At 70.5% G+C, this 15,487-nt stretch carries 16 protein-coding genes; 12 read left to right on the top strand and 4 right to left on the bottom strand.

Translation table 11 applies throughout. The features are described from left to right. Positions 1–36: 36 nt before the first annotated feature. Together thiC and D7X30_RS11035 are read left to right on the top strand one after the other, a co-directional pair. Positions 37–1,908, top strand: a complete 1,872-nt coding sequence (gene thiC, locus D7X30_RS11030) for a phosphomethylpyrimidine synthase ThiC (RefSeq protein WP_120562848.1) — start codon at positions 37–39, stop codon at positions 1,906–1,908. Positions 1,909–2,036: 128 nt separating this feature from the next. Then, positions 2,037–2,441, top strand: a complete 405-nt coding sequence (locus tag D7X30_RS11035) for a DUF4870 domain-containing protein (protein ID WP_120562849.1) — start codon at positions 2,037–2,039, stop codon at positions 2,439–2,441. A 3-nt stretch (positions 2,442–2,444) separates the two neighbouring features. Here the strand turns inward: D7X30_RS11035 and moaA are convergent, their stop codons facing one another. The 3 genes from moaA to thiO all read right to left on the bottom strand — a co-directional run bounded on the left by moaA (position 2,445) and on the right by thiO (position 6,037). Continuing rightward, a complete protein-coding gene (moaA, locus tag D7X30_RS11040; RefSeq protein ID WP_120563270.1) occupies positions 2,445–3,449 on the bottom strand; it encodes a GTP 3',8-cyclase MoaA in 1,005 nt (334 codons plus the stop codon). Positions 3,450–3,516: 67 nt separating this feature from the next. Beyond that, entirely contained in the window at positions 3,517–4,749 is a 1,233-nt protein-coding gene (locus D7X30_RS11045) for an HD-GYP domain-containing protein (protein WP_120562850.1), read from the bottom strand. A gap of 172 nt (positions 4,750–4,921) precedes the next feature. Further along, positions 4,922–6,037 (bottom strand): glycine oxidase ThiO, encoded by a 1,116-nt coding sequence (gene thiO / locus D7X30_RS11050; RefSeq protein WP_120562851.1) that lies wholly within the window; start codon positions 6,035–6,037, stop codon positions 4,922–4,924. A 293-nt stretch (positions 6,038–6,330) separates the two neighbouring features. Here thiO and hisG point away from each other — a divergent pair, with 293 nt between their 5' ends. The 10 genes from hisG (at position 6,331) to D7X30_RS11100 (ending at position 14,247) form a co-directional block, all read left to right on the top strand. Then, entirely contained in the window at positions 6,331–7,188 is an 858-nt protein-coding gene (gene hisG / locus D7X30_RS11055; protein WP_120562852.1) for an ATP phosphoribosyltransferase, read from the top strand. A 55-nt stretch (positions 7,189–7,243) separates the two neighbouring features. After that, complete coding sequence (gene hisD, locus D7X30_RS11060; RefSeq protein WP_120562853.1) at positions 7,244–8,545, top strand: histidinol dehydrogenase; 1,302 nt, start codon at positions 7,244–7,246, stop codon at positions 8,543–8,545. Beyond that, positions 8,542–9,579: a histidinol-phosphate transaminase gene (locus tag D7X30_RS11065; RefSeq protein WP_120562854.1), complete on the top strand. Its 1,038-nt coding sequence runs from the start codon at positions 8,542–8,544 to the stop codon at positions 9,577–9,579. Before hisD ends, D7X30_RS11065 begins: the two co-directional genes overlap by 4 nt. After that, positions 9,579–10,172, top strand: coding sequence for an imidazole glycerol phosphate synthase subunit HisH (hisH, locus tag D7X30_RS11070; protein WP_120562855.1), 594 nt, complete (start codon positions 9,579–9,581; stop codon positions 10,170–10,172). Before D7X30_RS11065 ends, hisH begins: the two co-directional genes overlap by 1 nt. Continuing rightward, the gene (locus D7X30_RS11075; RefSeq protein WP_120562856.1) at positions 10,169–10,885 is read left to right on the top strand and encodes a HisA/HisF-related TIM barrel protein; all 717 of its coding nucleotides are present in this window, start codon (positions 10,169–10,171) and stop codon (positions 10,883–10,885) included. Before hisH ends, D7X30_RS11075 begins: the two co-directional genes overlap by 4 nt. After that, a complete protein-coding gene (locus D7X30_RS11080) occupies positions 10,882–11,427 on the top strand; it encodes an imidazoleglycerol-phosphate dehydratase (protein WP_120549859.1) in 546 nt (181 codons plus the stop codon). Before D7X30_RS11075 ends, D7X30_RS11080 begins: the two co-directional genes overlap by 4 nt. Further along, positions 11,424–12,188 carry an imidazole glycerol phosphate synthase subunit HisF gene (hisF, locus tag D7X30_RS11085; RefSeq protein ID WP_370039871.1) on the top strand — a complete coding sequence of 255 codons (765 nt, stop codon included), beginning with the start codon at positions 11,424–11,426 and terminating at the stop codon, positions 12,186–12,188. The genes D7X30_RS11080 and hisF overlap by 4 nt, the downstream gene beginning before the upstream one ends. Further along, complete coding sequence (gene hisN, locus D7X30_RS11090; RefSeq protein ID WP_120562858.1) at positions 12,185–12,967, top strand: histidinol-phosphatase; 783 nt, start codon at positions 12,185–12,187, stop codon at positions 12,965–12,967. The genes hisF and hisN overlap by 4 nt, the downstream gene beginning before the upstream one ends. Then, positions 12,964–13,581, top strand: coding sequence for a bifunctional phosphoribosyl-AMP cyclohydrolase/phosphoribosyl-ATP diphosphatase HisIE (gene hisIE, locus D7X30_RS11095; protein WP_120562859.1), 618 nt, complete (start codon positions 12,964–12,966; stop codon positions 13,579–13,581). Before hisN ends, hisIE begins: the two co-directional genes overlap by 4 nt. Positions 13,582–13,803: 222 nt before the next feature. Next, the gene (locus tag D7X30_RS11100; protein WP_120562860.1) at positions 13,804–14,247 is read left to right on the top strand and encodes a DofB protein; all 444 of its coding nucleotides are present in this window, start codon (positions 13,804–13,806) and stop codon (positions 14,245–14,247) included. 59 nt (positions 14,248–14,306) lie between these two features. Here the strand turns inward: D7X30_RS11100 and D7X30_RS11105 are convergent, their stop codons facing one another. Further along, positions 14,307–15,407 carry a hypothetical protein gene (locus D7X30_RS11105; RefSeq protein WP_233591510.1) on the bottom strand — a complete coding sequence of 367 codons (1,101 nt, stop codon included), beginning with the start codon at positions 15,405–15,407 and terminating at the stop codon, positions 14,307–14,309. Positions 15,408–15,487: the final 80 nt, after the last annotated feature.

Below are 15,487 nucleotides of genomic sequence, written 5' to 3' on the forward strand. Positions count from 1 at the left end.
TCCCGTCTCCCGTCCGTTCTCACGAGGAGCCGTCCGATGAGTGGAGCGTCTAAGAGCCTGAAGGTCGATGGGAAGGTGCTGGAAGGGATCAGCCGCGGTCCGCTTCCCGCCTCGCGCAAGGTCTACGTGTCCGGGTCGCTGCACCCCGACCTCCGCGTGCCCCTGCGCGAGATTGCCCAGACGCCCACGCGCCACCACGGCCACTCCGGCCCGGAGACCGCGAACCCTCCCGTCCACGTCTACGACTCCAGCGGCCCCTACACCGACCCCTCCGCCGACATCGACCTGCGCCGAGGCCTGCCCGCCGTCCGTGGGAATTGGATCCGCGCTCGCAACGACACGGACGAACTGGACGGCATCACGTCGGAATACGGCCGCGCCCGCGAAGCCGATCCGCGCCTCAACGGCCTGCGCTTCAGCCACATCCGCAAGCCCCGCGTCGCGAAGGCAGGCGCCAACGTCAGCCAGATGCACTACGCCCGCAAGGGCATCATCACGCCGGAGATGGAATACGTCGCCGTGCGCGAGAACCAGAAGCTCGATGCTTCACTCGCCGCCCAGCACCCCGGCCACTCCTGGGGCGCCGCGATTCCGCGTGTGATTACTCCGGAGTTCGTGCGCGATGAGATCGCCCGGGGCCGCGCCATCATCCCCGCGAACATCAACCACCCAGAGCTGGAGCCGATGATCATCGGCCGCAACTTCCTGGTGAAGATCAACGCCAACATCGGCAACTCCGCCGTCACGTCCTCCATCGAGGAGGAGGTGGAGAAGATGGTCTGGTCCATCCGCTGGGGCGCGGACACCGTCATGGACCTGTCCACCGGCCGCAACATCCACGAGACGCGCGAGTGGATTCTCCGCAACGCGCCCGTGCCCATCGGCACCGTGCCTATCTACCAGGCGCTGGAGAAGGTGGGCGGCAAGGCCGAGGAGCTCACCTGGGCCATCTTCCGCGACACGCTCATCGAACAGGCCGAGCAGGGCGTGGACTACTTCACCATCCACGCGGGCGTGCGCCTCCAGTACGTGCCGCTCACCGCGAAGCGCCTCACCGGCATCGTCAGCCGCGGCGGCTCCATCCTCGCCAAGTGGTGCCTGGCCCACCACAAAGAGAACTTCCTCTACACGCACTTCGAGGAGATCTGCGAGATCATGAAGGCGTACGACGTCAGCTTCAGCCTGGGCGACGGCCTGCGCCCCGGCTCCATCGCGGACGCCAACGACGCCGCGCAGTTCGGCGAGCTGGAGACGCTGGGCGAGCTGACGAAGGTGGCCTGGAAGCACGACGTGCAGGTGATGATCGAAGGCCCCGGCCACGTCCCCATGCACCTCATCCAGGAGAACATGACGAAGCAGCTCGCCGTGTGCCACGAGGCGCCGTTCTACACGCTGGGGCCCCTCACCACGGACATCGCGCCCGGATACGATCACTTCACCAGCGGCATTGGCGCGGCGATGATCGGTTGGTTCGGCACGGCGATGCTCTGCTACGTGACGCCCAAGGAGCACCTGGGCCTGCCCGACCGGGACGACGTGAAGGAGGGCGTCATCACGTACAAGATCGCCGCCCACGCCGCGGACCTGGCCAAGGGCCACCCGGGCGCGCAGGCTCGCGACAACGCCCTGTCCAAGGCGCGCTTCGAGTTCCGCTGGGAGGATCAGTTCAACCTGTCCCTGGACCCCGAGCGCGCCCGCGCCTTCCACGACGAGACGCTCCCCGCCGAAGGCGCCAAGGTCGCGCACTTCTGCTCCATGTGCGGCCCGCACTTCTGCTCCATGAAGATCACCCAGGACGTGCGCGACTACGCGGACAAGGTCGGCGTCAACGACGCCCAGGCCCTGGAGCAGGGGATGAAGGAGAAGAGCGAGGAATTCAAGAAGGCGGGCCACGAGCTGTACCGCTGACGGGCGCCGGTGGACGGGGGCCTGCACGCTCGGCCCCTGCCCGCTGGATGACAGGAACCGACACGCCATGTCATGGTGCTCCCATCCGGGCGCGCCCGTCGCGCCCATTCAATTTTGGAGGGCGTTTCATGGACCCGAGTCAGCGCGAGGATCAGCAGTTCGGCACGTTCATCACCGGTTCGCCGACGGCGACGTCGGATGAGAAGACGATGGGGATGTTGGCCCATCTGGGCTCCATCGCCGGTGTCGTCGTCGGCGCGGGCTTCCTGGGCTGGGCGGTGCCGCTGTTCCTGATGCTGACCAAGGGCAAGGAGTCGTCCTTCGTCCGCGCGCACGCGGTGGAGTCGCTCAACTTCCAGATCACCACCTTCATCGCGATGGCCATCTCCGCGGTGCTGATGTGCGCGGTGATCGGCTTCGTCCTGGCGCCCCTGGTGGCGATTGTCTCGATCGTCTTCACGGTCATCGCCGGCTTGAAGGCCAACGACGGCGAGCTCTACCGCTACCCCGTGAACATCCGGCTGGTGAAGTAACCCTCAGCCGCCAATGCCCATCATGGGCAGGAGCGTGGCGCCGTTTCCGGCCTCCGTGAAACGGTGCCCCTCCGGCTTCTCCCCCAGCGCGCGGCGCACGGCCACGGCCAGCTCCTCGTCCGTCGCGCCGCCCCGGATGAGCTGATGCAGCGGCGCCTGCGCCCGGCCGCCCAGGCAGCTGCGCAGGTCGCCGTTGGACGCCACCCGCACCCGGTTGCAGCCCCCGCAGAAGTTCTGCGTCAGCGGCGAGATGAACCCCACGCGCCCACTGTCCGTGCGCCAGTAGCGCGCCGGGCCGGACGTGGGGGATGCGGTGTCCTCTGGTGGCTCCTCCGTGAGGACGCGGCCTGACGCCGCCAGGCGCTCCAGCAGCTCCGCCGTGGGCACCGGCGTGCCCTGGCCAAAGGGCATCAGCTCGATGAAGCGCGGGGTGATGCCGCGCGCGTGCGCGTACGACACCAGCTCCGGCACCTCCCCGTCGTTGATGCCGCGCATCACCACGACGTTGAGCTTCAGCGACTGGTAGCCCGCGCCCGCCGCCGCGTCGATGCCGCGCAGCACCGCCGCGAAGTCGCCCTGCTTGGAGATGCGCCGGAACACCTCCGCGGACAGCGTGTCCAGGCTCAGGTTGAGCTGGGTGACGCCTGCGGCGCGCAGCGGCCCGGCCAGTGACTCCAGGCGGCTCGCGTTGGTGGTGATGGCCAGGTGCTCCACGCCGGACACCGCGGCGATGCGTTGCGCGATGTCGAGGATGTCCGGCCGGGCGAGCGGCTCGCCGCCCGTCAGCCGCACGCGGCGGATGCCCATGCGCGCGAAGACGGAGACGATGCGCTCGAACTCGCCTGCGTCGAGCAGGTCCTTCTTGCCGCCCCACGACGCGGGCGAGCAGTAGGTGCAGCGGAAGTTGCAGCGGTCCGTGACGCTCAGCCGCAGGTACGTCATGCGCCGCCCCTGCGCGTCACACAGCGGCGGGGCGAGCGGATTGGGAGCGGGCAGGGGGGCGGTCATCGCGGGGCCTTCCGCCTTCATGGATAGCAACCCCCGCGCGGAAAGGCACCGCTTCCCGCGGACTGCCTCAGCCCTCGGTCCCGGACGCTGAGCGGATGGCGACGGGCGGCGCGCCAATGGGCGTGGCCGTGCTGCCTACCGGCGGAGAGTCCGGCTCGTCGTCCAGGTCGGTGAGCCGCGCCAGCTCGGCCTCGGACTCGGCGGCGTCCGCGGCGGCCTGCATCGGGTTGAGCTTCTTCTCCGCCATCTCCTTCTTGATGCGGATGAGGCCCTCCTCGCCGATGTCCAGGAACGCCTTCACGACCTCTGGGTCGAACTGCGTGTTGGCGCAGCGCTTGATCTCCTGGATGGCGTTCGCGAACGTCGTGCCCTTGCGGTACGGCCGGTCGCTCGTCATCGCGTCCAGCGTGTCCGCCACCGCGAAGATGCGCGCGCCGATGTGGATCTCGTTGCGCTGGAGGTTGCGGGGGTAGCCCGCGCCGTCGAAGCGCTCCTGGTGCGACAGGACGATGTCCGCCGGCGTGGAGAGGAAGGGGATGTTCTGGATCATCTGGAAACCGATTTCCGGATGACGCCGCATCTCCAGCCACTCGTCGGGGGTGAGCTTGCCGGGCTTGAGCAACACCGCGTCCGGCACGCCGATCTTCCCGATGTCGTGCAGCAGCGCCCCGCGGCCGATCTCCTCCATCTCCTTGCCGTGGATGCCCATGCGGGTGGCGATGGCGGAGGTGTAGCTGACCACGCGCTGGGAGTGGTCGCTCGTCTCGTGCTCGCGCGCGTCCAGGGCCGCCACCAGCGCTAGCAGCGTGTTCTGGTACGTGTTCGCGATGTTGTGCAGCGCGCTGCGCAGCTCGGCGGTGCGGTCGCGCACCTTGCCCTCGAGCTTCTTCTGGTAGCGCTTGCGCGCCATCTCGATGCGGCGCTTGGCGAGCGCGCGCTCGATGGCTCGGATGAGGTCCGTGAGCTTGGGTGGCTTGAGCAGGTAGTCCACCGCGCCCCGGCGCAGACAGTCCACGGCGGACTCGGTGTCGCCGTAGCCGGTGAGCATGATGACGGACGTGTCCGGCAACCGCTCGCGCAGGTTCTCCAGCAGCCAGAGTCCGTCGCGGCCCGGCATCTTCATGTCGCTGATGACGAGCGGCGTCTCTTCTTCACCCGCCACGTCGAGCGCCATCTCGGCGCCGTTGGCCACGACACAGTTGTAGCCCTCCTCACGGAGGAGCACGGAGATGACGTCGCGGACGGAATCGTCGTCGTCGACGATCAGGATTCTGGGCGGTGCGGGGGGGATGGCTTCCACGGCCGAAGATTCTAGAGGTTTCCAGGGATTAAAGGCGAACGAGTGCGAGAAATCATCACCCCCTCGCCTCCCTGCCATCCAGGGTGGGGTGCGAGCCCTGGTTCCGAAGTGAACGTCTCCGGTTCTCGAGGCATTCCCCGCCTTCCGGAGTAGGGCGGGCAGGCACGCCGCGTCAACCGCGCGCCATCGTCCCCCGGTCGTAACGGAAGGGGGTGAGGTCCACCGAGGGCTTCTCCCCCAGCACGGCCTGGGCGACGAGCTTCGCGGTGATGGGAGCGAGCAGGATGCCGTTGCGGAAGTGGCCGGTGGCGAGGAACAGGCCGGGCGAGGGGCCCTCTCCGATGTACGGCAGCGCGTCCTGGGTCCAGGGGCGGAAGCCGGCCCAGGTCTCCGTGATGGGCGCGCTGGCCAGGTCCGGGCACAGCTGCAGGGCCATGTCGAGGATGCGCGCCAGCCCCGCCGCGGTCACCTGCTTGTCGAAGCCCACGTGCTCCATGGTGCTGCCGGCGATGATCCGCCCATCCGCGCGTGGCACCAGGTAGCCCTTGGCGGACGTCACCACCCGTTCCATCAGGGGCAGCCGCGTCTGTAGCTGCACCATCTGCCCGCGCGCCGGGCGCACCGCCTGCGCGGACACGCCCGCACCCTGGACCAGGGACGACCAGGAGCCCGCCGCCAGCACCACGGCGTCCGCGCGCAGCACCTCGCCGTCCAGATCCACGCCCACCGCGCGGCCGTGCTCGTGCACCACGCCGCGCACGTAGCCGCTCTTGAACACCGCGCCCACGCGCGCGGCGGCCATGGTGAGCGCGCGCACGAGGAGCCGGTTGTCGACCTGGTGATCATCCGGGAAGTGCGCGGCGCCCACGGCGGCGGGGGACAGGTGGGGCTCCAGCTCGCGCGCGGCCTTGCCGTCGAGCAGCTCGGCGCGCAGCCCCATGCCGTGCTGCCAGCCCACGGTGGACTCCACATGGTGGAGATCCGCTTCGTCGAACGCGACGCGAAGCAGGCCGCACGGCCGGTACGCGATGTCCACGCCGGAGAGCTCGCGCAGCTCCGCGGCGAAGGTTCCGTAGAGGGCGCGGCTGCGCAGGCACAGCTCGAAGAAGGGGCCCGGTCCTTCTGATTCCCACTGGGGCGCGAGGATGCCGCCCGCGGCGCTGGAGGCTTCGGCGCCGGGGATGGAGCGCTCCAGCACCGTCACGCGCGCACCCGCCTGACGGAGTTTCAGCGCGATGCCACAGCCCATCACACCACCGCCCACCACGAGGACGTCGGAGGTTGCCATGCGCCGCTTGTGCTCAAGCGAGCACGGGTTTGCAAGCGTCAAGACAGTCCATGACCCGGGGCGACTTGACGCTGAGGCCTCCGGTCGTTAACCCTAGGGCCGTGCGTTTCACGTCCATGCATCACCACCATGCGCATCATCGGCCGGCCCATGACGGGACCGTTCGCCGCGCGCATGCCTGGGTGACGCACTAGAACGCACCCACTTCCGGCAGATGCCGCAGTGATCGAAGGCCCGTCCCCCCAGGACGGGCCTTTTTTCGTTTCCGCCACCGCAGTCCCCCGAGCCCACCCATGTTGAAGATTGCCCTGCCCAACAAAGGACGTCTGTCCGAGGAAGTGCGCGAGCTGTTCAACGACGCGGGCCTGGAGGTGCGCGCCCGGGGCGAGCGGGCCCTCACCGCGTCCCTGGGCGGCGAGTTCGAAGCCATCTTCGTCCGTGCCCAGGACATCCCGGAGTTCGTCGCGGACGGCGCCGCGCAGGCGGGCGTCACCGGCTGGGACCTGGTGAACGAGGCCGGGCGCGAGCTGGAGCCGCTGATGGACCTGGAGTTCGGCCGCTGCCGGTTGGTGGTGGCCGCGCGCGACGAGAGCGGCATCAGCCGCGTGGAGGACGTGAAGGAGGGGATGCGGGTGGCGTCCTGCTTCCCCCGGCTGACGCAGGCCTTCTTCCAGCAGCGTGGGCAGAAGGTGACGGTGGTGCCGGTGAGCGGCGCGGCGGAGATCGCTCCGCACCTGGGCATCGCGGACATCGTGGTGGACCTCACGTCCACGGGGTCCACGTTGAAGATGAACGGCCTCAAGGAAGTGGCCACCGTGCTGGAGTCGAGTGCCCGGCTGGTGGCGTATCCGCGCAACGGCACGGAGGCACGGCGCGCGCTGGAGGAGCTGACGCAGGCGCTGGGGTCGGTGCTGGCGGCGCGCGGGCGGCGCTACCTGATGGCCAACGTCCCGAAGACGTCCCTGGAGCAGGTGCGCGAGGTGCTGCCCGGCCTCAACGGCCCCACGGTGGTGGACGTGATGAACGGGGGCCACTTCGTCGCGGTGCACGCGGTGGTCTCGTCGAGGAACCTCTACCGCACGGTCAACGCGCTGAAGGCGCTGGGCGGGCAGGGCATCCTCGTCACTCGCATCGAGAGGTTGATGGCATGAGCGCCTCCACCTTCGAGTCCGGTCTTCGCGTCATGTGCATGGGGAGGGCGACGCCATGAGCGCCTCGGTTCTCAAGTATCTGGGTTCCCTGTCCGCCCTGGAGCCCGACGCGCGGCGGAAGCTGTTGGCGCGCACGGGAGAGTCGGATGCCCAGGTGGCTTCCCGCGTCCAGTCACTGATTGCCCGTGTTCGCACGGAAGGCGACCGGGCCCTCTTCGACTTCGCGCGTGAGTTCGACCGCGTGGAGTTGGCGGCCCTGGAGGTGCCGCGTGAACGATGGAACGCGGCGTTGGAGTCGATTCCCTCCGACGTGCGCGAGGCGCTGACCCGCGCGGCGCGCAACATTGCCCGAGCACATGCGGCGCAGCGGCCCCAGGCCATCGAGGTGGAGACGGAGCCCGGTGTCATCGTGGGGCGCCGGCCGGATCCGCTGAGCCGCGTCGGTGTGTACGCCCCTGGCGGCCGGGCGGTGTACCCCAGCAGCGTGCTCATGGGCGTGGTCCCCGCGAAGGTCGCGGGTGTGGGCGAGGTCATCGTCTGCTCTCCGCCAGGGCCGGATGGATTTCCCAGCGCGGGCGTGCTCGCGGCGGCGGCGCTCGCGGGCGCGGATCGGGTGTTCGCATTGGGAGGTGCGGGCGCGGTGGCCGCGCTGGCCTACGGAACCCAGAGCGTTCCCCGCGTGGACCGCATCGTCGGACCGGGCAACGCGTACGTGGCGGCCGCGAAGCTCCAGGTGGTGGACGCCGTCGCCATCGACGCGCCCGCGGGCCCGAGCGAAATCCTGGTGGTCGCCGATGCGAGCGCCCGTCCGGACGCCGTGGCGCGTGAGCTGCTGGCCCAGGCGGAGCACGACCCCGAGGCCTGCTGCGTGGCGCTGGTGGTGGGCGCTTCGATGGCGCAGGCGGTGCGGGACGCGGTGGAGCAGCAGGCACGCGTCGCCCGGCGCGGCGACATCGTCCTGTCATCGCTGGGAAGCAGGGGCGCGGTGCTGCGTATCGACTCGTTGGAAGAGGCGTGGCCCTTCGTAGCGGAGTTCGCACCGGAGCACCTGCTGCTCGCGACGGCGAAGCCCTCGGAGGACCTGGCGCGGGTGCGCAACGCGGGCACGGTGTTCGTGGGACAGCGCGCGTCGGTGGCCTTCGGTGACTACCTCACCGGTGCGAACCACGTGCTGCCCACGGCGGGACTGGCCCGGGCGTACTCGGGACTGAGCGTGCTGGACTTCTACCGGTGGACCACGTGGCAACGCGTGACACCGGAAGCAGCGGCGGCGATGGCGGACGACGTGGGGACGCTGGCGGACAGCGAGGGCCTCTTCGCTCACGCGGCCGCGGCTCGGGCCTGGAGGGTGCCGTGATTCCATTTCGCGAGACGTATCGGGACATCCCCTTGTACTCCCCGGCGAAGAAGCCGTGCCGGGTGGACCTGAGTGACAACACCAACCTCTTTGGCGCACCGCCGTCCGCGGATCGCGTGCTGCGGGAGGAGGGCTTCCTGCGGCTGGCCCGCTATCCCGCCGGCTATGCGCCGGACCTGAAGCGCGCCGTGGCCACCTACGCGGGCGTCGCGGTGGAGAACGTGACGACGGGCTGCGGCTCGGACGACGTCATCGACTGCGCGCTGCGGGCCTTCCTGGAGCCCGGGGACGTGGTGGCCTTTCCGGATCCCACGTTCGTGATGGTGCCCATGTATGCCCGGTTGAGCGCGCTCAAGCCGGCGCCCGTGCCGCTGCGCGCGGACCATGACCTGGACGTGGACGGCCTGCTCTCCACGGGGGCCAGGCTCATCTACGTGTGCACGCCGAACAACCCCACCGGCACGGTGGCTTCGCGCGCGGCGCTGGAGCGGCTGGTGGACTCCGCTCCGGGCGTGGTGCTCATTGATCAGGCCTATGTGGAGTTCACGCGGAGCGGGGACTTCCTCGACCTGGCGCGGACGCGGCCCAACGTGCTGGTGACGCGCACGATGTCCAAGGCGTTCGGACTCGCGGGGCTGCGGGTGGGCTGGGGCGTCGGGGCGCCGTCGCTGGTGGCGGAGGTGGAGAAGGCCCGGGGGCCCTACAAGCACACTGCGCTGGGCGAGGCCGTGGCGGTCGCCGCGCTCACGGATGACGTCGCGTGGATGGAGGCCTGCGCGGCGGAGGCGGTGGAGAACCGCGAGCGGCTGCGGGGCGCCTTGAAGGCGCTGGGGTTGGATCCGCTCCCTTCGGAAGGGAACTTCCTCCTCGTCCCCGTGCCAGAGGCGCGGTGGGTGGGCGAGGCGCTGCGGGAGCGCAACGTGAACGTGCGGGTGTTCGAAGGGCTCACGGGAGTGGGCGATGCGCTGCGCATCGGCTGCGGTCCCTGGCCGATGATGGCTTCGGCGCTGAAGGCCCTGAAGGAGGTGCTGTGATGCGGGTGACCCTGTTCGACTATGGCGCGGGCAACCTGCACTCGCTGATCAAGGCGCTGGCCACCACGCCCGGCGCGGACGTGCGCGTGCAGGAGGATCCGCTGCGCGCGCTGGATACCGACGTCCTGGTGCTTCCCGGCGTCGGGGCGTTCGGCTCGGCGGCGGCGCGGCTCGCTCCGGGACGCGAGGCGATGCGCAAGGCGCTGGACGCCGGCCTGCCGTGCCTGGGCATCTGCCTGGGCATGCAGCTGCTCTTCGAGGAGAGCGACGAAGGGGCAGGGCAGGGACTCGGCTACTTCCCGGGCCGGGTGACGCGGCTGGCCGCGCGGCACGTTCCGCAGATTGGCTGGAACGACGTGGAGGAGGACCGGGCGCTCCAGTCCGCGCGCTTGTCCACCGTGTACTACGCGCACAGCTTTGTCTGCCGCGCAGTGGAGTCGCGTGAAGTGGTGGGCTGGACCACCCACGAGGGCGACCGGTTCCCCGCCTCCGTGCGGCGCGGAAACGTGCTGGGCGTGCAGTTCCACCCGGAGAAGTCCTCCCACGCGGGCGTGCGCTTCGTGCAGGCGTTCCTCCAGGAGGTGTCCTCATGATCGCCATCCCGGCCATCGACCTGCGGGAAGGGGCGTGCGTGCAGCTCGTGGGGGGCTCCTACGAGGCGGAGCGCGTGCGCGTGAATGATCCGCTGGAGGCCTTGAAGCAGTGGCTCGCGCTGGGCTTCCGCACGTTCCACGTCGTGGACCTGGACGCGGCGCTGGGCAAGGGCTCCAACGCGGACGTGGTGGTCCGGCTGGTGTCGCATGCCCCGGGCCTCGCCTTCACGGTGGGCGGCGGTGTTCGTGACGCCTCGCGCGTGGAGGCGGTGCTCGCGGGCGGTGCGTCCTCGGTCGTCGTGGGGACCCGCGCCATCGAGGACCTGGCCTGGCTCACCGAGGTCGCGGAGCGCTTTCCCAGTCGTGTGGTGGTCGCCGCGGATGTGAAGGGCCGCGAGGTCGTGACGCGCGGCTGGACGTCCGGCAGCGCGCGCGACATCCGCGACGTGCTGGCCGCGCTGGAGCCCCTGCCGCTGGGCGGGATGCTCGTCACCGCGGTGCACAAGGAGGGGCAGCTGGGCGGCGTGGACCTGCCCTTGATGGAGGAGGTGGCCCGTTCGAGCCGGCACCGGCTCTACGCCTCCGGTGGGGTGACGACGTTGGAGGACCTGCGCTCGCTGGCGGCGGTGGGCGCATACGGAGCGGTGGTGGGCATGGCGCTGTACACGGGGCGGTTGGATGCGCGCGCGGTCGCGCGGGAGTTCACGCAATGAGCACGGTCACCACGGTCGTCCGCGAAACGAAGGAGACCCAGGTCACGGTGGAGCTGGCGCGCGGAACCGGCGTGGCGCGGGTGGATACGGGCCTCAAGTTCTTCGACCACATGCTCGCCACGTTCGCGCGCTACGCGGGGCTGGACCTGACCCTGCGCGCTCGCGGAGACCTGCGCCACCACCTGATGGAGGACGTGGCCATCACCCTGGGCACCGCCGTCCAGCGCGTCATCCCCGCCACCGCCGCGCGCTACGGCGAGCGCACCCTGCCCATGGATGACGCCCTGGTGCAGGCGTGCCTGGACGCGGGCGGTCGCTTCTACTACCGGGGCCCGTTGAAGAACCGGCTGTATGAACACTGGATGCGCTCCTTCTGCGAGCACTCGCGCATCACGCTCCACCTGCGCGTGCTTCGCGGCAAGGACAGCCACCACCTCACCGAGGCGGCCTTCAAGGCGCTAGGGCTCGCGCTGCGCGACGCGATGGTGGACTCCGGCGTCGTCTTCAGCATGAAGGGCAGTGTCTCCCTGGAGGTGAAGTGATGCTCCGCCGACGGATCATCGTCTGCCTGGATGTGAAGGGCGGCCGCGTGGTGAAGGGTGTCCAGTTCGAGGGCCTGCGCGACGTGGGCGACCCGGTGGAGCTGGCCCGGCGCTATGAGGAGGCCGGCGCGGATGAGGTGACCTTCCTGGACATCTCCGCGAGCGCCGAAGAGCGCCAGACGCTGTGGGACCTGGTCCAGCGCACCGCGGAGCGCCTCTTCATCCCGCTCACGGTGGGCGGAGGCGTGCGCACCGTGGACGACGTGGGCCGCGCGCTGAGGGCCGGTGCGGACAAGGTGAGCATCAACTCCGCGGCCGTGGCCACGCCGGAGCTCCTCACCGGCTGCGCGGAGCGCTTCGGTGCCCAGTGCGTGGTGGCCAGCATCGACGCGAAGCGCGAGGGAGACCGCTACCGCGTCTACACGCACGGCGGCCGGCGGCCCACCGACCTGGACGCCGTAGCCTGGGCGAAGGAGTGCGTCCGGCGCGGCGCGGGCGAGGTGCTGCTCACCAGCATCGACCGGGACGGGGCGCGCACGGGCTACGATCTGGACCTGACCCGCGCGGTGGCGGAAGCCGTGGACGTGCCCGTCATCGCCTCCGGAGGCGCGGGCCGCGCGGAGCACGTGCGCGATGCGCTGACTCTGGGCGCGGCGGACGCGGCGCTCGTCGCCGGCATCCTCCACGACGGCCTCACCACGGTGGGCGCCTTGAAGTCCCTGCTGAACGACAACGGCATCGCCATCCGGAGCACGACATGAACGCGGACCCGCGAGACTTGATGGAGGCCGCCGCCGACGTGGCGCGCAAGGCCGGTGACGTGGCGCTGGACTTCTTCCGGCGCGGCATCGCCGTCGACACCAAGAGCGACGGAACGCCCGTGACGGTGGCGGACCGCACCGCCGAGTGGACCGCTCGCGAATGGCTGGAGGCGCGCTTCCCCCAGGACGGCATCCTGGGCGAGGAGTTCGGCGAGTCCCGGCCGGGCGCGAAGCGCCGGTGGATATTGGATCCCATCGACGGCACGAAGACGTTCATCCGGGGCGTGCCGCTGTGGGGCACGCTGGTCGCGGTGGCGGAAGGGGAGAACATCCTCGCGGGCGCGGCCTACTTCCCCGCTGTGAATGAGCTGGTCGTCGCGTCCCCGGGCCTGGGCTGCTTCTGGAACGGCTCCGCGGCGCGCGTGTCGGAGCAGGACTCGCTGGCGCAGGCCGTGGTGCTAGTCACCGATGAGCGCTTCCTCCAGAACCCCGAGAAGGGCGCGGCCTGGAAGGAGCTGTCGCGGCAGGCGTCCCTCTCCCGCACGTGGGGGGACTGCTACGGCTACCTCCTCGTCGCCACCGGCCGCGCGGAGGTCATGGTGGACGAAGGCCTGTCTCCCTGGGACGCGGCGGCCCTGCAGCCCATCATCGAGGAGGCGGGCGGCGTCTTCACCGACTGGAAGGGCGCTCGCACGGCGTTCGGCGGCGACGGCATCGCCACCAACGCGGCGCTGTCCAAGCGCGTGCGCGAGGTGCTGCGCACGGGAGTCCAGCCATGACGCTGGAACTCTCCTCGCTGAACTTCGACAAGGGCCAGGGGTTGGTGACGGTGGTGACGCAGGACGCGAGCACCGGCGACGTGCTGATGGTGGCGCACGCCGACCGCGAGGCGCTGGAGCGCACGCTCGCCACGGGAGAGATGCACTACCGCTCGCGCACGCGCGGCCTCTGGCACAAGGGCGCCACCAGCGGGAACACCCAGAAGGTCGTCTCCCTCACCGCGGACTGTGACGGCGACGCGGTGCTCGCGCGCGTGCGCAAGGCCGGCCCCGCCTGCCACACCGGCGAGGAGACGTGCTTCGGCGAGGGCCGCTGGGACGCGCTCGCGCACCTGGACGCGACGCTCTCCGCACGCGCGTCCGGCCCCCAGCCCGAAGGCGCCAGGCCCAGCTACACCCGGCGCCTCCTGGAGGACCGGAACCTGCGCTTGAAGAAGCTGGGGGAGGAGGCCGCGGAGCTCGTCACCGCCTGCGCGGACGCGGACACGCACCGGGCCGCGGAAGAGGCCGCCGACGTGCTCTTCCACGCGCTCGTCGCGGTGCGCGCCCTGGGCGTGACCCTGGACGACGTGAAGGCCGTCCTCGCCGCCCGCGCGCGTCCGAAGCCGCCATGAATTCCCCGGATAGTCTGGCGTGTCGGTTTCGACCCAGGCGGAGTTGTCCAGCTGCACTGCATCCTCACAGCGTGGCTGGCACACAGGCGCCCCAAAGGTGCAGGCGTGTGTCCGCTACTCTTCAACCGCCTCTGTGATCCTGGTACAGATTCCGCCCTGCGACACGGGCCGTGCCCGACGAAGCGGCCCCGTCGTCATCAGCGTTCGCATCCCGGAGGCTTCGTGTCTGCCACGTACCAATCCGAACTCATCGACCGCGTCTTGTTCTCGCGCTGGCACAACCCGCCGACGAAGGATGACGTCCAGGCCATCATGGCGCAGATGGAGGACGCGACGCAGCGGCTGGGGCAGAACGTGCTCTACATCGCGTCCATCAGCCCCAAGGCGAAGGTTCCCGACGCGACCGAGCGCGCGCACCTGAACCAGATGGTCGCCGAGGGCCGCCGCTACTGTGAGCAGTCCTGGCTCGTGTACGAGGGCACGGACCTGCAGCACAACCTGCAGCGAGTCATCATCTCGGGCGTGCTCATCCTCACGCGCACGTTCGACAACTACCTGTCGGTCGCCAAGTCGGCGGACGCCATCGTCAAGGACGTGTCCACCGCCCTGAAGAAGGACGCGTCCTCCATCTTCCGTCAGGCGCGCGACCGCGGCCTCATCGCCTGAGGACCCACGCGGGCGACGTCGGAGCCCCTCCGACGCCGCGTGCGTGATGGCGCCCGAGCCTACCGGGCGCCGATGATTTCCAGCTCTTTCAGCTCCACCCCCGGCCGCTCCGGAAGGACGCTCACCGCGTCCACGTCGAGCAGGGGGACTCCGGGCTTGCAGATCTCCCACCTGCCCGTGCCGTGGAAGCGGCAGACGGTGGGATCCACGAAGAAGTCCTTGCCGCCCGGATCCGCGTGCCCCACGCCGTCCGGAGCGCGGACGTGTGCCCTCAGGGAGCCCGGCCCCGTGGCCCGCACCTGGAAGGACACCACGTACTTCAGCGACGGCGCGTACCCCAGCCGCAGCGCGCCGTCCCGGCCAGCGCCCGCGTCCGCCATGGGCAGCTTCACCCCGGACAGCTCGTCCCCGTCGAACGCGCGGAACGCGTCCCCGGGCCCCGTCGGCTGATCCGGCTCGATGGGCTTCGTCTCCACCGAGCCCGCCGTGTTCAGCGTCGCCAGCATGGGCGCCCGCTGGGCCTGCTGCACCGCCGCCGCGTTCAGGAGCGGCGCGGGCAACTGCCCCGTCTTCACGCACGTGGGCGCCAGCGCCTCCGTGAGCGCCAGCAGCTGCGGCTCCACCACCGCCCCCGTCACGGCCGCGGGGCCCACGGCCTGGCGCGCGAGCTCCTGGCAGGCCGCGCCCAGGGCGGGCCCCGCGTGCTCCAGGCTCCAGCTTGCCTCCTGGAGGGGCGGGTTCCCCCGGCGCGCGGCCTCCCGCAACGCCTGCGTCACGGCCAGGCCGCAGGGATTGTCAGCGGGCGCACATCGCTCGCACAGGGTGGCGAGCAGCTCGCGGGGCAGGTCGTCCTTCGCCATGAGGGGCGCGCGGGAGGCCAGGGCAGGGCCCCGGGCGCAGGCGGCGGCGGGAGGAGTGGGGCAGTCGCCGAGCTGGCGGCGCGCGTCACTCCAGGCCGTGCCCGCGTCCCCTCCGGTGCCTCCGTCGGACTGGAGGAGGTCCCCCAGGACGGCGTCCAGGCCCCGGCACGCGGCGGGGCCCAGGTCGGGCGGGGTGATCCTCACCGGCGTTGGGCCCGGCGCCTTCCCGGGGGCCGGAGCGGGCGGGGCTTGATGCGACACGTAATAGAGGCGCGCGAACGCCAGCAGCGCTACTAGCATCAAGAGAAGCGTGTGGAGCGGGAAGCGACGCACGAGCAAACTCCTTGATTCCAACCGGGACCGGGGGTTATCAGCGCCCG

It is taken from the genome of Corallococcus sp. AB011P, from assembly GCF_003611605.1.
Taxonomy (GTDB): Bacteria; Myxococcota; Myxococcia; order Myxococcales; family Myxococcaceae; genus Corallococcus; species Corallococcus coralloides.

Coding starts and splice junctions, on each gene's coding strand:
- hisH (WP_120562855.1), top strand. CDS start 9,579: ATGCGGGTGACCCTGTTCGACTATGGCGCGGGCAACCTGCACTCGCTG.
- D7X30_RS11035 (WP_120562849.1), top strand. CDS start 2,037: ATGGACCCGAGTCAGCGCGAGGATCAGCAGTTCGGCACGTTCATCACC.
- hisD (WP_120562853.1), top strand. CDS start 7,244: ATGAGCGCCTCGGTTCTCAAGTATCTGGGTTCCCTGTCCGCCCTGGAG.
- D7X30_RS11075 (WP_120562856.1), top strand. CDS start 10,169: ATGATCGCCATCCCGGCCATCGACCTGCGGGAAGGGGCGTGCGTGCAG.
- thiC (WP_120562848.1), top strand. CDS start 37: ATGAGTGGAGCGTCTAAGAGCCTGAAGGTCGATGGGAAGGTGCTGGAA.
- moaA (WP_120563270.1), bottom strand. CDS start 3,449: ATGACCGCCCCCCTGCCCGCTCCCAATCCGCTCGCCCCGCCGCTGTGT.
- D7X30_RS11105 (WP_233591510.1), bottom strand. CDS start 15,407: ATGCTAGTAGCGCTGCTGGCGTTCGCGCGCCTCTATTACGTGTCGCAT.
- thiO (WP_120562851.1), bottom strand. CDS start 6,037: ATGGCAACCTCCGACGTCCTCGTGGTGGGCGGTGGTGTGATGGGCTGT.
- hisIE (WP_120562859.1), top strand. CDS start 12,964: ATGACGCTGGAACTCTCCTCGCTGAACTTCGACAAGGGCCAGGGGTTG.
- hisN (WP_120562858.1), top strand. CDS start 12,185: ATGAACGCGGACCCGCGAGACTTGATGGAGGCCGCCGCCGACGTGGCG.
- D7X30_RS11080 (WP_120549859.1), top strand. CDS start 10,882: ATGAGCACGGTCACCACGGTCGTCCGCGAAACGAAGGAGACCCAGGTC.
- hisG (WP_120562852.1), top strand. CDS start 6,331: ATGTTGAAGATTGCCCTGCCCAACAAAGGACGTCTGTCCGAGGAAGTG.